This window comes from Sporosarcina sp. Y1011, assembly GCF_057669885.1.
Genome location: NZ_JBYHFP010000001.1, coordinates 205,463 through 228,065 on the forward strand (window position 1 = coordinate 205,463; position 22,603 = coordinate 228,065).

23 protein-coding genes and 1 riboswitch are annotated in these 22,603 nt (G+C 39.5%); of the genes, 14 read left to right on the forward strand and 9 right to left on the reverse strand.

Annotated features, from left to right (window positions below; translation table 11 throughout):
- The 4 genes from AC25Y5_RS01065 (at nucleotide 1) to AC25Y5_RS01080 (ending at nucleotide 4,093) form a co-directional block, all read left to right on the forward strand.
- Entirely contained in the window at nucleotides 1-1,263 is a 1,263-nt protein-coding gene (locus AC25Y5_RS01065) for a hypothetical protein (RefSeq protein WP_488138699.1), read from the forward strand.
- A 264-nt stretch (nucleotides 1,264-1,527) separates the two neighbouring features.
- Nucleotides 1,528-2,268, forward strand: coding sequence for a metal ABC transporter ATP-binding protein (locus tag AC25Y5_RS01070; protein WP_488138700.1), 741 nt, complete (start codon nucleotides 1,528-1,530; stop codon nucleotides 2,266-2,268).
- Complete coding sequence (locus AC25Y5_RS01075; protein ID WP_488138701.1) at nucleotides 2,265-3,131, forward strand: metal ABC transporter permease; 867 nt, start codon at nucleotides 2,265-2,267, stop codon at nucleotides 3,129-3,131. Before AC25Y5_RS01070 ends, AC25Y5_RS01075 begins: the two co-directional genes overlap by 4 nt.
- Before the next feature lie 26 nt (nucleotides 3,132-3,157).
- A complete protein-coding gene (locus AC25Y5_RS01080; protein ID WP_488138702.1) occupies nucleotides 3,158-4,093 on the forward strand; it encodes a metal ABC transporter substrate-binding protein in 936 nt (311 codons plus the stop codon).
- A gap of 48 nt (nucleotides 4,094-4,141) precedes the next feature.
- On the opposite strand, the gene AC25Y5_RS01085 is transcribed toward AC25Y5_RS01080, so the two are convergent.
- Genes AC25Y5_RS01085 through tenA form a run of 4 tightly spaced genes read right to left on the reverse strand, consistent with a single transcriptional unit; the run spans nucleotide 4,142 to nucleotide 7,278 of the window.
- Complete coding sequence (locus AC25Y5_RS01085; protein WP_488138703.1) at nucleotides 4,142-5,116, reverse strand: ABC transporter substrate-binding protein; 975 nt, start codon at nucleotides 5,114-5,116, stop codon at nucleotides 4,142-4,144.
- Nucleotides 5,113-5,853, reverse strand: a complete 741-nt coding sequence (locus tag AC25Y5_RS01090) for an ABC transporter permease (protein WP_488138704.1) — start codon at nucleotides 5,851-5,853, stop codon at nucleotides 5,113-5,115. The genes AC25Y5_RS01085 and AC25Y5_RS01090 overlap by 4 nt, the downstream gene beginning before the upstream one ends.
- Nucleotides 5,850-6,599 carry an ABC transporter ATP-binding protein gene (locus AC25Y5_RS01095; RefSeq protein WP_488138705.1) on the reverse strand — a complete coding sequence of 250 codons (750 nt, stop codon included), beginning with the start codon at nucleotides 6,597-6,599 and terminating at the stop codon, nucleotides 5,850-5,852. Before AC25Y5_RS01095 ends, AC25Y5_RS01090 begins: the two co-directional genes overlap by 4 nt.
- Entirely contained in the window at nucleotides 6,586-7,278 is a 693-nt protein-coding gene (gene tenA, locus AC25Y5_RS01100; protein WP_488138706.1) for a thiaminase II, read from the reverse strand. The genes AC25Y5_RS01095 and tenA overlap by 14 nt, the downstream gene beginning before the upstream one ends.
- Nucleotides 7,279-7,384: 106 nt before the next feature.
- Nucleotides 7,385-7,488: riboswitch (TPP riboswitch) on the reverse strand.
- A gap of 148 nt (nucleotides 7,489-7,636) precedes the next feature.
- Between tenA and AC25Y5_RS01105 the strand changes: the two genes are divergently transcribed.
- From AC25Y5_RS01105 to brnQ, 3 genes are all read left to right on the forward strand, one after another.
- Nucleotides 7,637-8,797, forward strand: a complete 1,161-nt coding sequence (locus AC25Y5_RS01105) for an exonuclease SbcCD subunit D (protein WP_488138707.1) — start codon at nucleotides 7,637-7,639, stop codon at nucleotides 8,795-8,797.
- Nucleotides 8,794-11,871, forward strand: a complete 3,078-nt coding sequence (locus AC25Y5_RS01110) for an AAA family ATPase (protein ID WP_488138708.1) — start codon at nucleotides 8,794-8,796, stop codon at nucleotides 11,869-11,871. Before AC25Y5_RS01105 ends, AC25Y5_RS01110 begins: the two co-directional genes overlap by 4 nt.
- Nucleotides 11,872-12,231: 360 nt before the next feature.
- Entirely contained in the window at nucleotides 12,232-13,587 is a 1,356-nt protein-coding gene (gene brnQ, locus AC25Y5_RS01115) for a branched-chain amino acid transport system II carrier protein (protein ID WP_488138709.1), read from the forward strand.
- A gap of 38 nt (nucleotides 13,588-13,625) precedes the next feature.
- Here the strand turns inward: brnQ and AC25Y5_RS01120 are convergent, their stop codons facing one another.
- The 3 genes from AC25Y5_RS01120 to AC25Y5_RS01130 form a co-directional block, all read right to left on the reverse strand.
- Nucleotides 13,626-14,288, reverse strand: a complete 663-nt coding sequence (locus AC25Y5_RS01120) for a GntR family transcriptional regulator (protein WP_488138710.1) — start codon at nucleotides 14,286-14,288, stop codon at nucleotides 13,626-13,628.
- A gap of 78 nt (nucleotides 14,289-14,366) precedes the next feature.
- Nucleotides 14,367-14,954, reverse strand: a complete 588-nt coding sequence (locus AC25Y5_RS01125) for a VanZ family protein (protein ID WP_488138711.1) — start codon at nucleotides 14,952-14,954, stop codon at nucleotides 14,367-14,369.
- A gap of 15 nt (nucleotides 14,955-14,969) precedes the next feature.
- Nucleotides 14,970-15,488 carry a GNAT family N-acetyltransferase gene (locus tag AC25Y5_RS01130; RefSeq protein ID WP_488138712.1) on the reverse strand — a complete coding sequence of 173 codons (519 nt, stop codon included), beginning with the start codon at nucleotides 15,486-15,488 and terminating at the stop codon, nucleotides 14,970-14,972.
- 126 nt (nucleotides 15,489-15,614) lie between these two features.
- Here AC25Y5_RS01130 and AC25Y5_RS01135 point away from each other — a divergent pair, with 126 nt between their 5' ends.
- The 5 genes from AC25Y5_RS01135 (at nucleotide 15,615) to AC25Y5_RS01155 (ending at nucleotide 18,920) form a co-directional block, all read left to right on the forward strand.
- Nucleotides 15,615-16,211: a 3D domain-containing protein gene (locus tag AC25Y5_RS01135; RefSeq protein WP_488138713.1), complete on the forward strand. Its 597-nt coding sequence runs from the start codon at nucleotides 15,615-15,617 to the stop codon at nucleotides 16,209-16,211.
- A 246-nt stretch (nucleotides 16,212-16,457) separates the two neighbouring features.
- Nucleotides 16,458-17,132: a 3D domain-containing protein gene (locus tag AC25Y5_RS01140; protein WP_488138714.1), complete on the forward strand. Its 675-nt coding sequence runs from the start codon at nucleotides 16,458-16,460 to the stop codon at nucleotides 17,130-17,132.
- 190 nt (nucleotides 17,133-17,322) lie between these two features.
- On the forward strand, nucleotides 17,323-17,778 hold the full coding sequence (locus tag AC25Y5_RS01145; protein ID WP_482099849.1) for a helix-turn-helix transcriptional regulator: 456 nt from the start codon (nucleotides 17,323-17,325) through the stop codon (nucleotides 17,776-17,778).
- Between the two features lie 10 nt (nucleotides 17,779-17,788).
- Nucleotides 17,789-18,094: a hypothetical protein gene (locus AC25Y5_RS01150; protein ID WP_488138715.1), complete on the forward strand. Its 306-nt coding sequence runs from the start codon at nucleotides 17,789-17,791 to the stop codon at nucleotides 18,092-18,094.
- Nucleotides 18,095-18,188: 94 nt separating this feature from the next.
- A complete protein-coding gene (locus AC25Y5_RS01155; protein WP_488138716.1) occupies nucleotides 18,189-18,920 on the forward strand; it encodes an SDR family NAD(P)-dependent oxidoreductase in 732 nt (243 codons plus the stop codon).
- 405 nt (nucleotides 18,921-19,325) lie between these two features.
- Here the strand turns inward: AC25Y5_RS01155 and mnmM are convergent, their stop codons facing one another.
- Together mnmM and mnmL are read right to left on the reverse strand one after the other, a co-directional pair.
- Complete coding sequence (gene mnmM / locus AC25Y5_RS01160; RefSeq protein WP_488138717.1) at nucleotides 19,326-19,913, reverse strand: tRNA 5-(aminomethyl)-2-thiouridylate-methyltransferase MnmM; 588 nt, start codon at nucleotides 19,911-19,913, stop codon at nucleotides 19,326-19,328.
- Entirely contained in the window at nucleotides 19,910-20,869 is a 960-nt protein-coding gene (gene mnmL, locus AC25Y5_RS01165; protein WP_488138718.1) for a tRNA modification radical SAM protein MnmL/YtqA, read from the reverse strand. Before mnmL ends, mnmM begins: the two co-directional genes overlap by 4 nt.
- Before the next feature lie 336 nt (nucleotides 20,870-21,205).
- Between mnmL and AC25Y5_RS01170 the strand changes: the two genes are divergently transcribed.
- Both AC25Y5_RS01170 and AC25Y5_RS01175 read left to right on the forward strand, forming a co-directional pair.
- Nucleotides 21,206-21,892, forward strand: a complete 687-nt coding sequence (locus AC25Y5_RS01170) for a CoA transferase subunit A (RefSeq protein WP_488138719.1) — start codon at nucleotides 21,206-21,208, stop codon at nucleotides 21,890-21,892.
- Nucleotides 21,893-21,911: 19 nt separating this feature from the next.
- Nucleotides 21,912-22,571: a 3-oxoacid CoA-transferase subunit B gene (locus tag AC25Y5_RS01175; protein WP_488138720.1), complete on the forward strand. Its 660-nt coding sequence runs from the start codon at nucleotides 21,912-21,914 to the stop codon at nucleotides 22,569-22,571.
- Nucleotides 22,572-22,603 lie beyond the last annotated feature (32 nt).

Consider the following 22,603-nt stretch of genomic DNA (forward strand, 5'->3'; position numbering starts at 1 on the left):
ATGGATAAAAGACTACAAAAGATTGTCGATGAAGCGCAAGAAAAGTTTGGTTTGGATACGTACCAGTTGGAAAGACATTCAATCCGTAAAGTACGAGATATTACTGGGAATGCATATTATACGTTCAATATGGAATGGTTTCCTAAGGAATTAAATGAGCCAATCGAAGAAGATTATAATCCGGAGGGCACAGCGGTTATTGAATATGCTATTCGAAATAAATGTTTTACTTCTGTGTTATTCGTGCAAGGTAAATCATTTTCTACAAAAACTTATTTTCCAAATCAAAGCGTGGAGGAAGTAACTGCGTGGCTTGAAAAAGAAACTGGACTGCTGTACGAACGAGATTTCAAATTAACGCAAGCCAAGGCTAATGGTTTTCAATTTAAATCAGATATCGAAGGAATCTATATTTCTCCGAACTGTATGATTGAAGTTGAATTTGATGATGCAGGAAAGCTGACTTCCTATCATTCGTACGGAATGTTCCCTTCACAGGAACTCATTGAGCTATCGAAATTCACTTTGACACTTGAAGAAATTGAACCAATCGTAAAAAGGCAACTTCAACTAGTAAAACTCCCATCTGAAACTGAAAAACGTTTCGTTCCTGTCTATGCAATGGAAGAAGTGTATGTAACGGTGGATGGAGAGCGAGTAATCCCGTTTATGGAACATGAACGTTCTGAAGTGAAAGTAGAAGAAATAATTGAATGGGACAAGCCGCTGGAAGAGCCTATCAATCGTGAAGAAATCACATTTTTTTCTGACGCAAGCGTAGAAGATGCATTCAGAAACGTTGGTGCATTTGATAAACTGACGTTGTCAGATGAACAAATTGAACGTAGCAAACATATCGTTCGTGATGTCTTACGGACAGAATATCCTAATGACACTGGAAAATGGACGCTATCTAAAATTCAGCTTCAAGAAAAGTTCATCGAAGCACACTGTAAATTCATTGAATTAGATTCAACGTCTTTCAATCGGAAAGTAGTAGTATTCATGAACCCGGAAACGATGGCGGTACTAAATTATTTTGATAATGGATCGATATCCGAAATATTTGATGCATTTTCACCTGCAGAAGATGCTGTAGTGACTCATGAAGAAGCTTTCGAAAAAATGGTTTCCTATATTACACTTGACCCTACATATGTCTATGATGAAATCACAGGTAAGTATATTCTATGCGGTTTGCTTGATGCGGCAGAAGCGGTAGATGCAGTAACTGGTGAAATTATTTTATTGGAAGATATTTAAGAGTTCACTATACGTGAAAAAATGAGGATGCCGTGAAAATGGTAACCTCATTTTTTTGACAGTGTAAATGATTTCAAAACTAATGCTTTACATTTAATTCAAAATATCTTATTATGAAGATAATAAAGTTTCCTTAGGGAAACAATGATGTGATTCCTTTTTTTATCCATAAAGTTTCCCTAGGGCAAAAAAAATTTACTGTAAAAGTTGCTTTAAGGAAACTTTTGCATATATATATATATAGATATATGGAGGTGTGTAAATATGAAAGATGCAATAGTAGTTTCGAATTTGCATGTGTCGTATTTCGGAAAAGAAGTGTTACATGATATTGGATTTACGATAACCGAGGGGAAATCAGTTGGGATCATTGGACCGAATGGAGCAGGGAAGTCCACTTTGCTTAAAGTATTACTAAATTTGATTTCAAAAGATAAAGGTGATATTACAATCCTTGGCTCCACGTTGAAAGACGTACGTAAACGAATTGCATACGTTCCGCAACGCAGTACAATTGATTGGGATTTCCCTATTACTGTAAAAGATACGGTTCTAATTGGTACGTATCCGACAGTTGGACTATTGAAAAGACCCGGTCGGAAGGAGAGAGAATTGGCTCTGAAATGTCTTGAAAAGGTAGATATGAAAGAGTTTCAGAATCGGCAAATTGGAGAGTTATCTGGCGGCCAACAGCAGCGTGTTTTCTTGGCCAGAGCACTTGCTCAGCAGGCGGATTTGTTTTTACTCGATGAACCATTTGTAGGGATTGATGCTACGAGTGAAGAGATGATTGTGAAGATTTTAAAAGAGTTACGAGATGAAGGGAAAACGATCATTGTTGTTCACCATGATTTGAATAAAGCGGAAAAGTATTTTGATGAACTGCTGTTATTAAACAAGGAATTAATTGCGACGGGCAGTGTCAAAGAGGTGTTCACGCCTAAAATGATTTCAAAAGCGTACGGCGGACAATTATCATTTTTAGACGAGGTGATGGCGAAATGATTCATTTCTTTGAAGCTGTCATGCAATATGGTTTTCTGCAAAAAGCGCTTATTACATCTGTGATGGTTGGTATCATTAGTGGCGTCATTGGTTGTTTTATCATTTTAAGAGGAATGGCCCTCATGGGGGATGCGATATCTCATGCTGTGTTGCCTGGAGTTGCGATTTCATTTATGTTGGGAATCAATTTCTTTATCGGAGCGGTAATAACAGGTATTTTGACGGCTATCGGTATTGGATTTATCAACCAAAATAGCCGAGTGAAAAATGATTCTGCGATTGGGATCATGTTTACCGCTGCATTTGCCACTGGGATAATTCTAATCACTTTCCTGAAGAGTAGCACGGATTTGTACCATATCCTCTTTGGGAATGTGTTAGCGGTCAGACCTTCTGATATGTGGATGACACTCGTTGTTGGTATTTTCGTTTTGTTATGTGTGTTTATATTTTATAAAGAATTGCTTGTTAGCTCGTTTGACCCGGTTATGTCTCAAGCATATGGACTTCCAATTAAAATGATTCATTACTTTTTAATGGTTTTACTAACACTTGTCACTGTAGCATCGTTACAGACAGTAGGTATCATTTTAGTAGTTGCGATGCTCATTACACCTGCCTCGACAGCCTATCTATTGACAGACAGGTTGTCCTCGATGATCATCTTATCAGCAATATGTGGAACGATTTCGGCGGTCATCGGTTTGTATTTGAGTTTTACATACAATCTCGCTTCTGGCGCAACGATTGTACTCGTAGCAACTGCATTATTTATTACAGCGTTTCTATTTTCGCCGAAACAAGGACTATTGTGGCGGGCTATTCGAACAAATAAAAAAAATCAGCCGTTTCTTAAATGGTAATTCAAAATAGGAAGGAAAGTTTGATTATGAAAAAAAGTATTACGCTGTTTGCGATGATCATTGTAGGAGTCTTGTTGTCAGCATGTGGCCAAGAAACGACCGCTACAAAAGAGAAGGGTGAAAAACTGCAGATTGTTACTACGTATTCAATTATCTACGATATTGTGAAAAATGTCGGAGGAGACTTGGTTGAGGTTCACAGTCTTGCACCGATTGGATCAGACCCACACCAATATGATCCACTTCCCGATGATGTCGTTCTAACGACAGATGCAGATGTTGTTTTTTATAATGGGCTAAATTTAGAAGAAGGAAATGCATGGTTTACGAAATTGATGGAGACGGCCGGGAAGTCGGGCGTTGATGCGCCAGTATTTCGTGTAAGTGAAGGGGTGAAGCCGAAGCTCCTTAATTCGGAGGACCATAAAGGGGAAGAAGATCCCCATGCTTGGCTCGATGTACGAAATGGCATAAAGTACACTGAGAATGTCCGTGACGCATTGAAGAAATTAGACCCAGATAATGCGGCTAAGTATGATGCTAATGCGGATGCTTATAGTGCTGAACTTCAAGCCCTTCATGAAGAGATTATACAAAAAATGAATGAAATTCCTAAAGAACACCGTATACTCGTAACTAGCGAAGGTGCGTTCAAGTATTTCTCAGATGCGTATGATTTTAGTGCGGCTTACATTTGGGAAATCAATTCACATCATGAAGGAACTCCTGAACAGCTGACAAACATCATTTCTACAATTAAAAGCGAAAATGCTCGGGGCTTATTTTTAGAAACGAGTGTCGATCCCCGAAGCATGGAAATGGTATCTCGCGAAACTAATGTGCCAATTAAAGGGAAAATATTTACAGATTCCTTAGGGAAACCAGGTGAAGATGGCGATACGTATATAAAAATGTTGAAATGGAACACGGACATGATTTTTAATGGTTTGAATGACCAATAGACTACAAAGCGGCTTGACCTTTCAAATGGAAAGTTCAGGCCGCTTTTGTCATTTTAGATTAATAAAAATACCTTCAAGATTTACATCTTTCTTTAATAATCCATATTCCTTCATCCATTTGGCAGTTACTTTCCATGTTTCTTCATCTTGTTCCCCAAATGTATGAGGAGCTTTCATTTTGGGCAGTAGAATTGACAGAGATTCTTTTTCAACCTCTTCTACGAGTGGGAAATTGGCTGTATCCTGATTTTTCAAGAGAATTGATAGTGCTGCTTCAGGATCTTTTTCAATATCATCAAACGCTCTTGCGGAAGCTCGCCAAAATGCTTCAATGTTCTTCTGATCTTTCTTCCATGTATCATCACTTGTTACGACAACAAGTTCATAAAATGAAGGTACGCCGTAATCTGTAGGATCCATCACACCAGTTGGGTAACCTTCAAATTCGAGCAGGGGTACTTCATGATTGATGTATGCACCAATTACAGCTTCTGCACTTTTCGAAACGAGTGATGAATTCAATTCAAATCCTACGTCAACCATTTTCGTTTTATTATAATCGGCTCCGTCCGCTTCCATCATTGTTTGGAGAATGGCTTCGTTCAGTGGAATCCCTGTATAACCAATTGTCTTCCCCTCTAAATCTTTAGGTGTTTTAATCCCGGTTTCTTTTAGAAATGCGACATGATTAAGCGGAGATCGGACTAGGGCTCCGACCGATTTAACATCTATGTTCTGCTCGGATTTTGCAATAATGACATCCGGTTGATAGGTGATTCCCATAGTTACTTTACTAGCGGCTGCAAGATTAATGGGATCTGTTGGATTTGCAGGAAATTGAATATCAACTTCAATTCCTTCTTCTTTAAAATAGCCTTTTTCCTGTGCGACATACAAGAAACTGTGAACTGCATTTGGATACCAGTCGAGCATGATGCTAACTTTATTGTCTTTTTCTACATTACAAGCGCTCAGCAGTAAAATAAGTGCGATGCATGATAGGGATAATATGATTTTCCTCAATTTTTAGTCCTCCATTTTAACAGTCGATTTTCAATGAATGTGATTCCCATGAAAAATGTAATTCCAACGAGGGTCAGTACAAGAATAGGTGCAAATACAGCTGCACCATCGAACTGAGTCATCATTCGGCGACTAAAGTATCCAAGACCAGCCTGCGCCCCGAGCCATTCCCCGATTGCTGCGCCAATCACACTCAATGTAACGGCAATCTTCAATCCTGAAAAGAAGTGGGGTAGGGCAGTGGGAACAGAATATTTCAAGAAAATATCCTGTTTTTTTGCGCCCATTGTTAAAAAAAGCTCGCGTATTTCTTTACTTCCAGAAGATAGCCCGTCGTATGTATTTACAGTAATCGGGAAAAAGGTGATGAGTACTGTAACTGCGACTTTACTCCAAATTGTGTATCCGAACCAGAGGACAAAAATAGGTGCAAGTGCAATAATAGGAATCATTTGTGAAGCTATTAAAATCGGATAGAGCGCTTTTCGAACTCTGGGACTGGAAGACATCCAAACGGCGATTGCAACTCCTGAAATAATTGAAATGACTAGTCCGATGATAATTGTTAGTAAAGTCATCGGTAAGTGCTTTAACAACAGTATTTCTTTTAGCTCCCAAAAACGGATTAAAATTTGAATAGGAGAAGGCAAGATGAATGGTTTATCGTAAAGTCTTGCACCTAGCTCCCAGATGCTACCGAATAACGCAATAATAAGAAGTGAGGTAATGTTTTTCATTGCATTACCTCACTACGTAGCGTATTTAGCAATTGTTCCTTTAGCTCAAGCAAATCCGTTCGATGTAAATCACTTCTTGTTCTAGGCCTTTCAAGTGGAACGCTGATTTCTTCGAATGTAGTAACCGGCTCATTTCTTAACAGGAAAATACGGTCTGATAAAAATAGCGCTTCTTCAACGTCATGTGTAATGAATAATACAGTAAATTGATGTATCTTCCATTGATCAATTAGCCACTCTTGCATTGATAACTTAGTTATCGCATCTAATGCAGAAAATGGTTCATCCAGCAGGAGAAGGGAATTTCCGGAAAGGACAGCGCGCAAAAAAGCGACTCGCTGTTTCATCCCGCCAGAAAGTTCCGCCGGATATTTTTTTTCTGTACCGCCAAGACCGAACTCCTTTAATAACGGTAATACCTGATTATTTGCAGACTGCTGTTTCATCCCTTTTAGTTCAAGTGGGAGACATGCATTTTCTAAAATCGTGCGCCAAGGCAGAAGCAAATCCTGCTGCGGCATATAACCGACGCTACCAAGGCGGCGGTTGTTTTGAACCCCATCGAGTGAAATGGTGCCAGAAGTAGGTTCATCTAATCCTGTTACAAGTCGGAAGATGGTACTTTTACCGGAACCACTAACCCCGATTATTGAAATGAATTCACCGGGAAGTACATTAAATGATAGATTTTCCAGTATGTTGTTGCTTGAATGATAGGCGAATGATACATTGTCAAACGATAACATTAGAGTTTTCAACCCCGGGCCACATCTGTTTCGTGTTGGCCATATCCCAAAACATATATTCATAGCGAGTTGTATTAAGGAAGATTTCTTCGAGCTTTAATAGTTCATGTTCAGGTTTTCCTTCTGCAGATTTATTCATCAAATCGATACACCAGATTGCGAGATCGCCGAAATCTTCGGACGAATACATGCGTATCCAATCACCGTATAACGGATGTTCAGCTGCGCTTGGAATCGCATTTAGCTCTTTACCTATTTCCCAGTAACTCCACGCGCATGGAAGAAGTGCAGCCATAACTTCGGCGACAGTACCGTTTTGGCTGACATGTAACATGTAGTGCGTATAGGCAAGCACGATAGGAGAGGGCTTTGCGTTTTCTAGTTCATGTTCAGAAATACCGAACCGGAGCGCATAACTACGATGTAGTACCATTTCTGTATTCAGTGTGCCATCAAGTAGCGTAGCGAACTTGCCCATTGTTTCCAAGTCGTCGGCTTTTACAGCCCCAATTGCAAAAACTTTTGCATAATCAATCAAATATAAATAATCTTGTACCATGTAGAATCTAAATTTATCGGGGTCTAGGGTACCATTGCCAATCCCTTGAACGAACGGATGGCTGTGATTCTGTCTCCAAATTGGTGTTATTTTTTCCAGTAAGCGGTCAGTAAACTTCATCTCTCCAACACTCCCTAAAATTGATAGCCAACCAAAAACCCACTCCTTGAAAAAGAAGTGGGTTGTAGACTGTCAATTGTATCTGCAAAAACAGACTGGCAGAAATATTGTGTCAGCACCTCTTCCTTACGCTGGTATTAACCAGTTCAAGTTATAAGGGTCAAGACACATGCCTCTCTCAGCTCTGTTAGAGCACCCCTAGCGGTGGATCTTATGAAATTGGATTCATCTCTAATATAAGCATAGAAAAATTGGGAGGTCAACCTTAATCTTGGAATTGAAAAAAGGAATGCATGTTTCATTTTTCTCGGTTTGTCCTGTAAAGTAGTAGAAAAGATCATTGAAAGGGGAAATGACAGTGAAGTTTTTCCATACTGCAGACTGGCATTTAGGTAAGCTTGTTCAAGGCATTTACATGACAGACGGACAACGGTATGTTCTTGACCAATTTATAGAGGCAATCATAGAGGAGAAACCCGATGCGGTCGTCATCGCAGGGGATTTGTATGACCGGGCAGTACCGCCAACAGAAGCCGTTGCGTTGCTCGATGACTTGCTCGAACGAATCACCATAGAACTAGGGACGCCGGTCCTCGCTATTAGCGGTAACCATGATAGTCCTGGGCGTCTCCATTTTGGCAGCGGATTGATGCGGGCAAACGGTTATCATATAGCCGGTCAACTGACGAAAGTTATTGAGCCGGTCGTTTTGACGGATGAATTCGGCGAAGTCCATTTTCACCTGGTTCCATTTGCAGATCCTTCCGTCGTGAAACATATACATGGAGATGAAACGATTGCGAATCATAATGACGCGATGAAAAAAGTGATAGAAGGGATTCGCCCCCAGATGTCAAATAGTGCGCGACACGTTTTTGTTGGACATGCGTTTGTAACACCTCATGGAGAAAGCGAAGACAACACAAGTGATTCGGAACGGCCACTCGCGATTGGCGGTGCGGAATACGTATCGGCACATCTTTTTGAACCGTTCCATTACACGGCACTTGGTCATTTGCATCAGGCGCATTATGTATTGAATGAGTCAGTCCGTTTTGCAGGTTCGCCGATGAAATATTCGATTTCAGAAGAACATCATAAAAAAGGTTTTTTCATTGTCGATATGGACGCTGATGGACACACCATTATTGAAAAACGTGAGTTGAAACCGGAACATGATATGCGGACGGTCGAAGGTACGATGGAAGATATCTTATTGCATCCTATAAGTAAGGATTATGTTTTCGTGAAATTGCTGGATGAAACGCCGGTTTTATTTCCAATGGAAAAAGTTCGTTCAGTCTATCCGAATGCGATGCATGTTGAGCGTAAAATGGTCAAGCTGACTGCGAATGGAGTGGACGAACAAGAGAGGACGGAACATGGTAAACACGATGATTTAGCATTATTTAAAGCATTTTACGAAGAAATGAAAGGCGAGGCAGCAGACGCGGAAACGGAAGAATTGTTTGCGCAAGTTCTCCATGAAGTTATGCAGAAGGAGGGGACGGGACTTTGAGACCTATTCAATTGACGATGACAGCGTTCGGTCCGTATAAAGGGACGGAAACAGTCGATTTCAGGGAATTGAAAGACAATCGGCTATTCGTCATTTCGGGTGCCACCGGGGCGGGAAAAACGACGATATTCGATGGTATTTGTTTTGCATTGTACGGCCAGGCGAGTGGAGAAGACCGGACGGATATCCGAGCGATGCGTAGCGACTTTGCTGACGATACAGTTCAGACGGCAGTCGAGTTGACGTTTCAGATACATAAAAGAACATACCGTATCATGCGGCAAATCCCCTATATAAAACAAGGAAACAAATCTGAAACGACTGCACGGAGCGAGTTTTATGAACTTACGGAAAACGGGGAAATACCACTGGTTGACAGGCAAATCGTTTCTGAAATCAACAAAAAGGCGGAAGAACTGATAGGTTTCACACAGGCACAATTTAGTCAGATTGTTATGTTGCCGCAAGGAGAGTTCCGAAAATTTCTAACATCTGATACAGAAAACAAAGAAACAATTATGCGCAAAATATTCAAGACGGATCAGTACCGTGAAATTGTGGAGCAGTTGAAAGGGCAGAAAGACGGTGCACAGGCGACGCTTACCAAAGAAATACAATTAAGCGAAGGGCATATTGGTCAAATAACATCCTTACTGCCGGAACGGGAATCCTCAGTTTTTACTGTCTTGGCAAATGAATATTATAACGTGAACCAAGTCGTACTAGGATTGGAGGAGGAACTCACATTTTATCAAGAAAATACAGTTATCGTTAAAAAAAGCTATGATGACGCCTATTTGAAGCATACTAAAATGCAAGAAATGTATCACGCTGCGAAAAGCATGAATGACCGCTTCGTTGAACTGCAGCAAAAAGTGACGAATTTAAATGGGTTAGAAGAACAATTGCCAATTATGGAGCGTAAAGAGCAACAGATAGTCGATGCGGAACGGGCTGTATCCATTGGTGAAATCGAGATGCAGTTTCTCTCATTGAAAGCGGAAGCTGTAACCAAATCAAATGACTTTCAGTTAGCCAAGCAAGCAGTGCAGGTTGCAACAGAAAAGATGGAAGATGCTAAACACCAATTTCATGTTGAAGAAGGAAGAAAAGTGCAACGTGAAAAACTGGCTGAAAACTTGACTCGATTAAATGACTATCTTCCGGCAGTTGCAAGTTTAGCGGCTAAAGAAGAGGCTTTAGATGTACTGAAAAAAGAAAACATTCGTTTAGAAAAAGAGCTCGCTGCATTGGTTGCGAAAACAGAAGAAGAAAATGGTAAGCTTGACAGTTTAACACTAGAAATCGATAACTTTGAAAAAAGGCTTGTTATGTATGATGAACGTATTGATCAACTAAATGAAGTGAATGAAAAATGTAAAGTGCTGGATGAATTCATCGCTATGCAAAATCGGGTGAATGTATTGGATAAAGAAAAGAGCGTCCAAGAAACGAATTATAAGACTTGTAAATCGGAATATGATGCAGTGGAACAACTGTGGTTGGATAACCAGGCAGCGATGTTGGCGGAGTCACTTATAGACGGGGAATCGTGCCCGGTGTGTGGAAGCGAAAATCATCCCGTCAAATCGCATAAAACAATTGAAGTGGTCGTATCAAGGGAACAGCTTGAGTCGAAAAAAGCTCGGCTAACAGAAGTCGAGGGGCAATTTCGAAATACGACAATCACCTATCAAAATACAGTCGAACAGGGAAATGGCATAGAATTAGAAATGAAACGGCTTACAATAGAAGTAGATGAAAATAATCTGCATGAGTCCAAAGTAAATTTAGAAAGAGAAGTAGCTGTTCTTCGTAATGAAAGGAAACTACTTGTTGAACTAAAAGAGAAAGCAAAAAAGCAAGAAATAATTGCCAAGCGATTCGTGACAACTAAATCTGAGATGGAACTTACATTGTTTCAACAGCAATCTTCTTACAATACTCAATTAGCTGTTTTGCAATCGACAGTACAGACAATCCCGGAAGACGTCCGCATACATTCTCTTTTACAGCAGCGGATTCTCGAAACAGAAAAGAGTAAATCGGAGTTGGACCGTGCTTGGGAAACGGTGCAGAAAGTACGTGAAGAAGCAATACAGCAACTGACAACGGCAAAATCCTCTGAAATTCATGCAGTAAAATCTTTAGAGGAAATAGAAGAGAAGAGAAACCATGCCGAAAATAGATTCAAAGAAGTTTTACAAAAATCGGCGTTTTCGACTGAACAGGCTTATCGTGAGTCAAAAATGACTGAAGCAGACCGTAATTCATTGAAGGAACAAGTTGTGGAGTTTAAACAGCGGCTTCATACTTTGCGCGAAACTGTAGCAGAGTTACGATTGATGCTTGAAGGAAAAGAAATGACGGATCTAGCTACCCTGGAAATAAAAGTGACTGAATTAAAAAATGGCTATGAATCAGCCCTTACTGATTACAATGCATCATCAGAATATGAAAAGATTGCATTTGGTTTGAAAGCGAAACTTGTGGAATCGTCTGCAAAAGTGATTGAACTTGAGCGGATATACGGAAAAATTACTGACCTTTACGATGTTGTTAGAGGTCAGAACGGATTGAAGCTATCATTCGAACGCTATATTCAAATTGAATACTTGGAACGAATCATTCAATCTGCGAATGAACGGTTGAAAGAAATGTCGAATGGCCAATTTGCCTTAATCAGAAGTGATAGGCAGGAAGTGAGAGGCAGGCAAAGTGGGCTAGGTCTTGACGTTTACGATGCTTATACAGGGCAAACGCGGGATGTGAAGACACTGTCAGGCGGTGAAAAGTTCAATGCATCTCTCTGTTTGGCATTAGGTATGGCGGATGTCATTCAAAGCTTCCAAGGATCGGTTTCAATCGATACGATGTTCATTGATGAAGGATTCGGTTCACTTGATGAAGAGTCACTGAACAAAGCAATTGATACGCTAATTGACCTGCAAAAGTCAGGGCGCATGATTGGTGTCATTTCTCACGTTGAAGAACTGAAAGCGGCATTCCCTGCGATTCTTGAAGTGAAAAAGTCGAAAGAAGGGCATAGTCAAGCAAAGTTTTTGATTAAGTAACCCATTGAGTAGCTTAGGTGAAGTTAACTTTCTACGGAATCAGGATTGTAATTAATGCTTCGGACGAAATCGTTATTTGTCAGGGCGTTGCGCATTTTCGAGATTGCTACATGAGTTAATTTAGATCTCGGACTAAAGTTGAATAAGGGTTCCAGAAAAGGGTAGACTGATGACGTTTTTAAGGATAATAGGGAATATTTAGAGTTGTAAAAAGATACCTGTTGCTGTTATGAGCTACAACAGGTATCTTTAATTAACTTAAAGTGATATATTGCATTTAGGAAGAAATAAGCGTATTATTATTTTAGCAATATATTGCATACATAAAATGGACGCTAACATCGAGGGGGAACTAGAATTATGCAAAAGCAGTTATCATTTTCATCGTATCTTGCCATTGGCTTGATGCTATTCGCACTATTTTTCGGAGCAGGGAACCTTATTTTCCCAGCACAGCTTGGACAATACGCTGGAACGAACATGTGGCCGGCTGTAATCGGGTTTTTGATTACTGGCGTTGGGCTTCCATTTCTCGGTATCCTAGCGATGGGCTTCTCAGGAAGCCAAAATCTACAACAACTAGCAAGTCGGATTCATCCAGTTTATGCTATTATTTTCACATCACTTCTCTATTTAACAATTGGTCCGCTCTTCGCAGCTCCACGTACTGGTGCAGTTGCATTTGATATCGGAATCGCTCCATTTATTAGCGAGGGGTATATGCAGATTGGTTCAATTATCTTTACTTTGTTATTCTTCGGTCTAACATTATGGTTATCATTAAATCCCGCGAAAATTGTTGATCGGGTTGGTAAAATCCTTTCACCAGCACTCATCGTTCTGCTGATGGCTTTGTTGGCCATGGTTATTTTAAAACCAATGGGTGTAATTCAGCCCCCGCAAGGCGATTATACAAGTGGCGCATTAGTAAAGGGAGTAATGGAAGGCTATAACACTATGGACGCACTCGCTTCACTCGTCTTCGGAATCATCGTCATTAACGCAATCCGTGCGATGGGTGTGACAAGTAAGCGTGATATTTTACTAGCTACAGCCAAAACAGGAGCGATTGCGACAGCATTTCTTGGTCTTATCTATGTAGGGATTGCTTACTTAGGGGCGACAAGCACGGAATTATTTGGTCTGCTAGACACAGGTGGCCCAGTCTTGAGTGGCGCATCTTCTCATTACTTAGGGACATTTGGATTAGTTATGCTCGCTGTTGTAATCATTCTCGCATGTTTGACCACGAGTATCGGATTGATCACAGCATGTGGTGAATATTTCAATACAATTCTACCGAAAATCAGCTACAAAGCATTCGTAATTTTCTTCTCAACATTCTGTTTTGTTATTGCGAATTTTGGATTGGCAAATATCATTACGTATTCAATTCCAGTATTGATGTTTTTGTATCCACTCGCAGTTGTATTAATGATCCTTACGTTCTTATCACCATTATTCAACCATTCACGTATGGTGTATGTATCAGCTACGGTCGTAGCATTTATGATTAGTGTAATTGATGGATTCAAAACACTTTGTACTTCACTGGAAATAGATTATTTTGGCTGGTTAGCACCAATTGTATCATTTTATGAACAAGTGCTTCCTTTCTATAGTCAAGGACTTGGCTGGTTACTACCGGTATTCATAGTCATATTAATAACTGGAATAATTGCACGCATACAGAAAAAAACGATAACAGAAGCATAATAAAAAGCCGGTCCTCATTGAGGGCCAGCTTTTTACATTTATTCGGATTTTATAGAATGAAATTCCTCGATTGCACGTAACCAATTTCCACGCATAATAGAGGAAACTGCCAAAGCATCTCGTTCTTTCATTGAATTGATGATTAAATCATGCTCATCAATCGACTTTTCAGTCAAAATAATCGAGTTATGGAAGAACAATCGTCTGACGTGTGCTTGAAGTGATGCTATCATTGTTGTGATGTATGAATTGTTCGCTACATCAACGATGATCTGGTGGAACTCTTCGTCGATTTTCAATGCTGCAAAATAATCTTCCGTATAGACTGCACGAGCGAATCTTCTATTCGTGCTATCAAGTAAGTTAATCGTCTCTTCTGTTAGCTGGGGAATTGCCAATTCAGCGGATAATGCTTGTAACGCGGCAAGCGGTGGTAAAAGGTCTGTGATGGAGTCTTTTTCCACTTCTGTCACTTGCGTTGCTTTACCAGGGTACATCTTCACAAATCCCTGTACTTCTAGCAGTTGCAGGGATTCCCGGATAGGTGTCCTGCTAACGCCCAAAGCCTGAGCGAGTTCTGTATCATTCAGCTTTTCACCTGGATGTAAAGTACCATCAATAATCCATTGCTGTAATTGGTTAAATGCATTTTCTTTCGCTGAAACTCGAAGCGGCATTGCATGATTTGTCGGTACCGGCATTGTGAATCACCATCCTGTATTTGTCGTCGCTTCTCTAGTATACAATAAATTGAAGCTGGTTGGAAGATATGCAATATATTACGTTCGATATTTTTCTTTTTTATAAAGACGGACAAATGCAGGGAAATATTTTCTAACAATACGGTAGGTACTGTAACCAAGTATGCTACCTACTGTATTCAACCATAAATCATCGATATCACTGCTTCTCGCCTGAAATAATTGAGTTGTCTCTATAAAAAGAGAGAGAAGGAAACCGACAAGTGCAACTTTCCAAAATTGGTTGAACCTGATCCATAATAATGGAACCATAAAGCCGATTGGCACAAAGATACATATATTACCCAAAAAATTAATGATGAACGGATGCCAAAAGTTTAATTCTGTAATGGCATAATAATTATCCTGGAAAACTCTGAAAGGTATTAGATTTAAATTTGAATAAGTACGTGTAACAACTGGTCCTGTGTAGAGAAAGGTTAGGATTGTTTGAGATAATACCGCAGTTATGAATAAAAGAAAGACAACGACACCGGTTTCGTGGAACCGATTAATTTCCTCTGGACCATGGATTTTATTATAAACAATCCGAAGAAACAGTATGAAGGGCAAAGCAATTAGTAAATAAGGAATCATTTCCAAGATATATCCTATTATAGTTGTCATCGCATTCACCTAACTTTATTTTATGTATCGCTTATACTTCAATGATATATCTTGATCTTCTACGGATGTACCATATGCAAGCTCTTCGTATTGAAAGATGAATCCGCGTGCCTCATAAAAAGGAATGCCGTAATCGTTTCCTTTTGCGACAGAAACCCACTGCTCGCTTGCCCCGTATGAATGCTTTTGTATTTTAGTGGCAAAATCCAGTAGACGTGTACCAATTCCCATTCCACGCATTTCAGGATCCAAATAAAAGACATATATTTCGCCAGAATTACTATTCGTCATACCGCCAGCGATTGCTCCGACAATCTTTCCATTCATTTCGGCTATAAAGTAACCGTGCCACTCATTACTAATTGAGACGATTTCCTGTTCAATACGTTGCACGTTGTAATATTGTTTAATCAATTTTTTAATATAATCTTTGGAATATAGCCTATCATATGTGAACCAGTGACTTTTCACGAGTAGTTCAGTAACAGCTTTGGTGTCATTTCTTGTCGCATTACGAATAGATATTTCCTTCATTACATACCCCTCTTTTCTTGTAATATGTACCCTGTTTTTGTAACGCTAAAGGTATCTAAATGTAATGTTCTTGTAATAAACGATTGTTAGTATTAATTATAGACTAAATAGCAGGGAGTAGAATAATTGAGAAAACTTCTATTGACACTCGTTCTTACGATGGCATTGCTAGTCAGCGGTGCCCAAGAAAGCATGGCAGCATCTTCAAGTTACACAGTGAAGAAAGGCGATTCGTTATATAAAATTGCCAAGGTTCATAATGTATCTGTTTCTAAGTTGAAATCATGGAATAACCTTAAGTCAAACACAATTCATCCTAATATGAAACTGAAAGTCATTTCCGCAGGGAAAGTAGTCAAGAAGAAAGCTACGCCCAAAAAAGCAGTCAAATCCACTAAGAAAACACCATCCAGGTCAGACTCTAATAATGTGGTTAAAGAATTCACGGTTTCAGCAAGTGCATTTACTGCAAGTTGTAATGGATGTTCGGGTATTACAAAAACAGGTATCAACTTGAAAAAAAATCCAGGCTTAAAAGTCATTGCTGTCGATCCAAGAGTCATTAAACTTGGAACGAAAGTATATGTAGAAGGTTACGGCTACGCAGTCGCCGGTGATACGGGAAGCGCCATCAAAGGAAATAAAATCGATGTGTTCTATCCGACAAAAAGCGAAGCATTTAAATGGGGCCGTAAAAACGTGAAAATAAAAATACTTAAATAACAAAAAAGCCATTATTCCAATTGGAATAATGGCTTTTTTGTGAGTTGCTAAGTTACATAGTATCGCACCTTCATTAACTACAATAAGAGAAATGTTGATTCTGGTTATAAACCGCTTCGATTCTAGAGAAATAATTTAATAGGTTTTTTTGCTTATTTGTAATGAAAAAGACAACTCGTTGTAACGTTCTTGTAATACAAGGTGGGGAAGCTGACACCTTAGAATACAAAACAAGGAGACGAGTAAATGAAAAACTTTCTTTTGGCACAAGTATTGACAATCGCTTTATTGGTTAGTGGAGCACAGGCGGTTTATGCATCATCTCAAACAGATATAGTTAGAATCGGAGATACGTTATACCAAACACCCAAAATGTTAAATGAAACAAAGAAGGAGTCTACATCAACTTCAAACTATACAGTTAAAAAGGGAGACACGCTTTTCAGTATTTCTAGAATGCATAATACAACAGTCGCAAATATTAAATCAAGTAATAATTTAAAGTCGAATATAATATCTCCAAATCAAGAAATAATTATTGATTCAAATGCGAAGGAAAGTGGGGAATCAACCGCAGCTGCAGAAAAGCCTACTTCAAAGATTGTATCGCGTTCAGCTGCCACTAATGTCGTCAAAGAGTTCACCGTAACAGCAACTGCTTATACAGCTTATTGTAGCGGTTGTTCCGGTATAACGAAAACAGGTATTAACTTAAGAGAAAATTCAAATCTGAAGGTGATTGCAGTTGATCCGAATGTTATTGAGCTCGGTACAAAAGTTTTTGTCGAAGGATATGGATATGCAATCGCAGGTGACATTGGCAGTGCCATCAAGGGGAATAAAATCGATGTCTTCATTCCTACAAAGAACGAAGCATTTAAATGGGGACGCAAAACCGTTAAATTATCTATTATCGAATAAGTGTATTTTTACGTCAAAAACATAATTTGAACGTGTAAATATGATAAGGGCTAGTGTATAAACTGTACCTCCAATTGAGTTACAGTTTATATAGATAGCTCTATTTTTATTTGCATATATTTGCTATATAATAATTTAAGGTGTAAAATTACACTAATTGGTGTTATTAGTAACCTAGGAGATGGAAATGATGAATAAAGGGCAGGTAATCGAAATTATTTCAATAAAAATGAGACTAATTCGATTGGAAAAAAGTTATTCACAAGAGAAAATGGCGGACATTATAGGTATTTCAAAAAAGACACTTATTCAAATCGAAAAAGGAAGAACGTTAGCGGGTTGGACAACTGTAATTACGGTTTGTGCATTATTCAGGGACAGTGAAATTTTGCGGTCTGTTTTAGGGGATGAACCTCTAGAAATCATTGAAACACTTGCACATAACGGAATAGATAGGCCAAGAGATAAATCCATGGGGGGCAGAATTTGGTGGAATGAAATTGATTGTAAAGGGAATTTTCGATTGCAACAAAATGTGATCAGCAAACATTATAGAATTTTAGATAACAATAATTATCGTTGGTTTAGTTCGTTTGAAGAGCATGAAGCTATCATGCGTTTAAGCGAGTTGTCGATTGGGGAGTGAATGGATAGTTATGAGGGGTTTCACGAAAATACTATGGTTGATTGTTTCATTAATACCGGTATCTTTCCTATTTCACTACTATGAATATGGGCAGCATATTAAGCGAGAGGAAGCAACATTTCTATTTGTTGGTTCTATATTATTCATTCTAGTAACAGGTTTATTATCGAGAAATATAAAATTAAGGTATGTTTTCTTAGTCAATATTGTTACTGGAATAGGATCGCTATTGTTGGCATCAAATTTCATTGATGACGGTGGTTGGTTTAAACCCGTTGGCAGAGATGGGGCAGTTATAATTAGTTCGTATTTCTGATAGGATAGCTGTTAGTAAGATTGATTTCTCGAAATTTCTTAAAATGATTAACATGGAATTTTTGTTGAGTATGTATACAGAAAGGGTGGAATGAATGAATATGTATATTGTTACAGGTGCGTCAAAAGGGATTGGCTATGAACTTATAAAACAATTAAGTGCTAAGGGACATTATGTTATCGGAATTGCACGCACTGCAAGGGAACTGGATGGGGTAAAGTTTGTCGAAGCAGATCTTACTGAAACAGATATACTAGAAACTCTTATGGATGAAATTTTATTAACCGCTTCGGAGAAAATTACTTCATTCACACTAATTAATAATGCGGGTACGGTTGCCCCCATAGGTTTGATTGGGACAGTGAATGCAGATGAAATGACAAGTGCTTTAGCGCTCAATTTGACAGCACCTATGATTCTTTCTAATGCATTCATTAAGAAATTAAAAGATTGTGAAGGATTGAAGCGGATTGTGAATATATCTTCCGGAGCGGGCCGCAATGCTTATGAAGGCTGGGGGACATATTGCACAACGAAAGCCGGACTTGATCAATTTTCGCGCGTGATCACACTAGAACAGGAAAGTGCGGCGTTTCCCGTAGGAATTGTATCTATCGCGCCAGGCATTATCGATACTGATATGCAGGAGACTATTCGGGGAAGTAAGGAAGAGGCATTTCCACTCCTTGGGCGTTTTATAGACTACAAAGAAAAAGGGTTGTTAAGCAGTGCAGCACAAACAGCCACGAGTCTGATAAAGTTTATGGAGAATGTGGACCTGAAAACGATAGATCCGATTGCAGATTTGCGGGATTATGAACAGTGAATAGTAGAACTCAATATCACGTCAGTTGATTAACTATTTACTTGCATAAAAAGCTGGCGAGAAGGGCTTGAAAACCGCCGCTATCACTGGACTATTTCAGACCCGCTTTTGGCGAATTAAATATAAATACGACACTTCTAGATACACTCTTTCAAGTAATCCTGTTGTGTTTATTAGCCTGTCGCGTTCCTGCTTACTAAGACATTTCGATAATAGTATAGGCGTTGTTCAATTCAAAGCGAACCAAAAGCAATTCTACACGTAGTGCCCAGTATTTCATCAAGTTATTTTATGGTTAATCAACAGCCGTGTCTCAAGATACAATATTCCCAGCTATTCCATATCTAATTAAGGAAATAATAAAAGGTTGCAACTGATTTAATAACAATCAGAGCAACCTTTTATTTATTCCACTTGTTTAACTATTTTAAAGTCTTTCATTTTTTCCATAGCAATCAAAAATGGAGGGTTATTTCGTTGATTGATCATCTGGTAACGAATTACGTGTACGTCTGCCTGGTGTAAACTAGTTACATAATCTAAAAGTGCGTCCCGTTCTTCAGCGCCGCCTTCATGACCATCATAGACAGAAATCGCAATAATACCGCCTTTTTTTAACAATCCAAGCATCTTTTGGATAGCTTGAATTGTAGATTCTGATTGTGTAACAATCGATAGATCATCACTATGCGGCAAATAGCCGAGGTTGAAGACCGCACAACCAATTTGCCCATCGACGTACTTTTCAACGTTCGCATGACTATCCAATATAAGTGAGACCCGTTCCTTTAAGTCGCCTAAATGTTCAGCAGTTGAATCGAGTGCGGATTGCTGTATATCGAAAGCAAAGACGCGGCCAGTTTCACCGACATGTTCTGCGAGGAAAAGGGTATCATTCCCGTTACCAGCCGTTGCGTCGATAACGGTTTCGCCTGCATGAACTGTATCTTTGAATAATTGTCTTGCGAAAGGAAGAATCCGATGCAACTTCAAATCAATTCGACCGCCCTTTTGTAATGTTTACCTTGCCAGCTGTCACGACGTTCGAGTTCTTTGTCTATGCCGTTTAATACTTCCCATTTTGTGACACTCCACATCGGTCCTATCATCAATTCAATCGGACCATCGCCAGTAATACGGTGAACAATCATTTCGGGGGGGAGGATTTCAAGCTGATCAGCTACAAGATCAATGTACTCCTGCTTTTCTAGAAATTCAAGCTGACCTTTTTCGTATTGTTTCACCATTGGTGTTCCTTTTAATAAATGTAGAAGATGAATTTTTATCCCCTGGACGTCAAGTTTTGCAACTTCACGTGCAGTTTCCATCATCATATCGTAATCTTCAAGTGGTAAACCATTGATGATATGGGTACATACTCGGATGCCATGTTTACGTAGTTTCTCAACACCTTCTACGTATGATTTGAAATCATGAGCCCGATTGACAAGATTTGCGGTCTTTTCATGGACGGTTTGAAGTCCTAGTTCAACCCACAGGTAAGTACGTTCATTCAGTTCTGCCAAATACTCCACGACATCATCGGGCAAGCAATCTGGACGCGTCGCGATTGACAATGCGACAACACCTTCTTGCGCCAAGGCTGCTTCAAATTTCTCTTTTAACTTGGGGAGTGGAGCGTGTGTATTTGTATACGCCTGAAAATAAGCCATGTATTTGCCGTCTTTCCATTTCTTATGCATTCTTTCACTAATCTCTGCAAATTGGACCTCGATTGGGTCAACACGATCTCCGGCAAAATCACCAGAACCTGCAACGCTGCAAAATGTGCAGCCACCGAAAGCGACCGTACCATCTCGGTTGGGGCAATCAAAACCTGCATCAAGTGCAACTTTCATCACTTTAAATCCGAATTCATCCTTTAAGTGTCGTGACCATGTATGATATCGTTTCCCTTCAGTAGGGAATGGTAAGTTCAATTTATCCACTTCATTCACTCCTCTAACAGTTGATTATATCATGGTTTTACACTGTAGTAACATTTGAATTATGGAACATAAGGTGTTTGTCTTGTCGGAATATAAAGAAAGTCATCAGCTTCAGTTGGTTTGAGTGTAAACAGAGGCGGTCTGTGAGTCTAGAAAGTATGGCATCTCATTATTGGGATGTTTATTAAAGTCATCGAAAATTCATTTTTATTAAATTTAGAAACGATTAATACCATTAAGTTAGATGCTTTCATTGCAACATCTTCTATAGAATGATTTAATTGAAGAGATAGATAATTGCGGCTTAATTAGCAAGATTTAAAAGGGGGATGTAAAATGAAACCGATTTATAAGTCAGCAAAAGATGCTGTTGCACAGATAGAGGATGGCGCAACATTAATGGTTGGTGGATTTGGGCTCGTAGGGATTCCTGAACAGCTCATTTTAGCACTAGTTGAAAAAGGCGTAAAAGACCTTACTGTCATTTCAAATAACTGTGGAGTCGATGAATGGGGACTTGGACTTCTACTAAAGAATAAACAGATTAAGAAAATGATTGGCTCATATGTGGGAGAAAATAAAGAATTTGAACGACAAGTGCTTTCCGGTGAAATTGAAGTCGAGTTAACGCCCCAAGGAACGTTAGCCGAAAAAATCCGTGCAGGCGGAGCTGGTATTCCGGCATTTTTCACGCCGGCCGGTGTTGGTACATTGGTAGCTGAAGGAAAAGAAGTTCGGATTTACGATGGCAAAGAATATGTACTAGAAGAAGCGTTGCGCGCAGACTTTTCACTTGTCCGTGCAGCAACAGCCGATCAATTCGGTAATCTGATTTACAATAAAACAGCACAAAACTTTAATCCGATGATGGCGGCAGCAGGGAAGTTCACGATTGCTGAAGTAGAGGAAATCGTTGCAACGGGAGATTTAGATCCTGCAGCAATTCATACACCGAGTATCTATGTGCAAGGACTTCTACAAGCTAAACAGGAAAAACGAATTGAGCGTCTGACGACTCGCTAAGGAAAGGGGAATGTATGAAATGGGAGAAGTGAATGTAAGGGAAAGAATTGCTAGACGGGCTGAAAAGGAAATCGAAGATGGGAACTATGTCAATCTTGGGATAGGTATGCCAACGCTTGTCGCAAACTATATTTCGCCGGACAAAACAGTCGTGCTTCAATCAGAAAATGGACTACTGGGTATCGGACCTTATCCGACCTCTGATGAAGTCGATCCGGACCTGATTAACGCAGGAAAAGAGACGGTCACATCAATTCCGGGTTCTGCATACTTTAACAGTGCAGAATCGTTTGCGATGATTCGCGGAGGACATGTGGACGTTGCCATTCTAGGTGCCATGGAGGTTTCCGAAAATGGGGACCTCGCCAACTGGATGATTCCTGGTAAAATGATTAAAGGAATGGGAGGCGCGATGGATCTCGTTCATGGCGCTCGCAAAATAATCGTTATAATGGACCACGTTGCAAAAGATGGCTCAGCAAAAATTAAAAAAGAGTGCTCGCTACCGTTAACAGGGAAAGCAGTCGTTCATAAAATAATTACAGAACGTGCTTTAATAAATGTGACTCCTGAAGGACTTGAGTTGAAAGAAGTGTTTGAGGGTTTTACAATTCAAGAAGTTATCGATTCGACGGAAGCTGAATTAATTGTAAAAGACGTTATTGAAGGCGTGAAATGAAGGTTGTTAAAGTGCCACAATTCGGGTAAACT

Bases quoted from the DNA above. Each gene is read 5' to 3' on its own strand.
- AC25Y5_RS01065 (WP_488138699.1), top strand. From the start codon at position 1: ATGGATAAAAGACTACAAAAGATTGTCGATGAAGCGCAAGAAAAGTTT.
- AC25Y5_RS01070 (WP_488138700.1), top strand. From the start codon at position 1,528: ATGAAAGATGCAATAGTAGTTTCGAATTTGCATGTGTCGTATTTCGGA.
- AC25Y5_RS01075 (WP_488138701.1), top strand. From the start codon at position 2,265: ATGATTCATTTCTTTGAAGCTGTCATGCAATATGGTTTTCTGCAAAAA.
- AC25Y5_RS01080 (WP_488138702.1), top strand. From the start codon at position 3,158: ATGAAAAAAAGTATTACGCTGTTTGCGATGATCATTGTAGGAGTCTTG.
- AC25Y5_RS01090 (WP_488138704.1), bottom strand. From the start codon at position 5,853: ATGAAAAACATTACCTCACTTCTTATTATTGCGTTATTCGGTAGCATC.
- AC25Y5_RS01095 (WP_488138705.1), bottom strand. From the start codon at position 6,599: ATGTTATCGTTTGACAATGTATCATTCGCCTATCATTCAAGCAACAAC.
- tenA (WP_488138706.1), bottom strand. From the start codon at position 7,278: ATGAAGTTTACTGACCGCTTACTGGAAAAAATAACACCAATTTGGAGA.
- brnQ (WP_488138709.1), top strand. From the start codon at position 12,232: ATGCAAAAGCAGTTATCATTTTCATCGTATCTTGCCATTGGCTTGATG.
- AC25Y5_RS01120 (WP_488138710.1), bottom strand. From the start codon at position 14,288: ATGCCGGTACCGACAAATCATGCAATGCCGCTTCGAGTTTCAGCGAAA.
- AC25Y5_RS01125 (WP_488138711.1), bottom strand. From the start codon at position 14,954: ATGACAACTATAATAGGATATATCTTGGAAATGATTCCTTATTTACTA.
- AC25Y5_RS01130 (WP_488138712.1), bottom strand. From the start codon at position 15,488: ATGAAGGAAATATCTATTCGTAATGCGACAAGAAATGACACCAAAGCT.
- AC25Y5_RS01140 (WP_488138714.1), top strand. From the start codon at position 16,458: ATGAAAAACTTTCTTTTGGCACAAGTATTGACAATCGCTTTATTGGTT.
- AC25Y5_RS01145 (WP_482099849.1), top strand. From the start codon at position 17,323: ATGAATAAAGGGCAGGTAATCGAAATTATTTCAATAAAAATGAGACTA.
- AC25Y5_RS01150 (WP_488138715.1), top strand. From the start codon at position 17,789: ATGAGGGGTTTCACGAAAATACTATGGTTGATTGTTTCATTAATACCG.
- AC25Y5_RS01155 (WP_488138716.1), top strand. From the start codon at position 18,189: ATGAATATGTATATTGTTACAGGTGCGTCAAAAGGGATTGGCTATGAA.
- AC25Y5_RS01170 (WP_488138719.1), top strand. From the start codon at position 21,206: ATGAAACCGATTTATAAGTCAGCAAAAGATGCTGTTGCACAGATAGAG.
- AC25Y5_RS01175 (WP_488138720.1), top strand. From the start codon at position 21,912: ATGGGAGAAGTGAATGTAAGGGAAAGAATTGCTAGACGGGCTGAAAAG.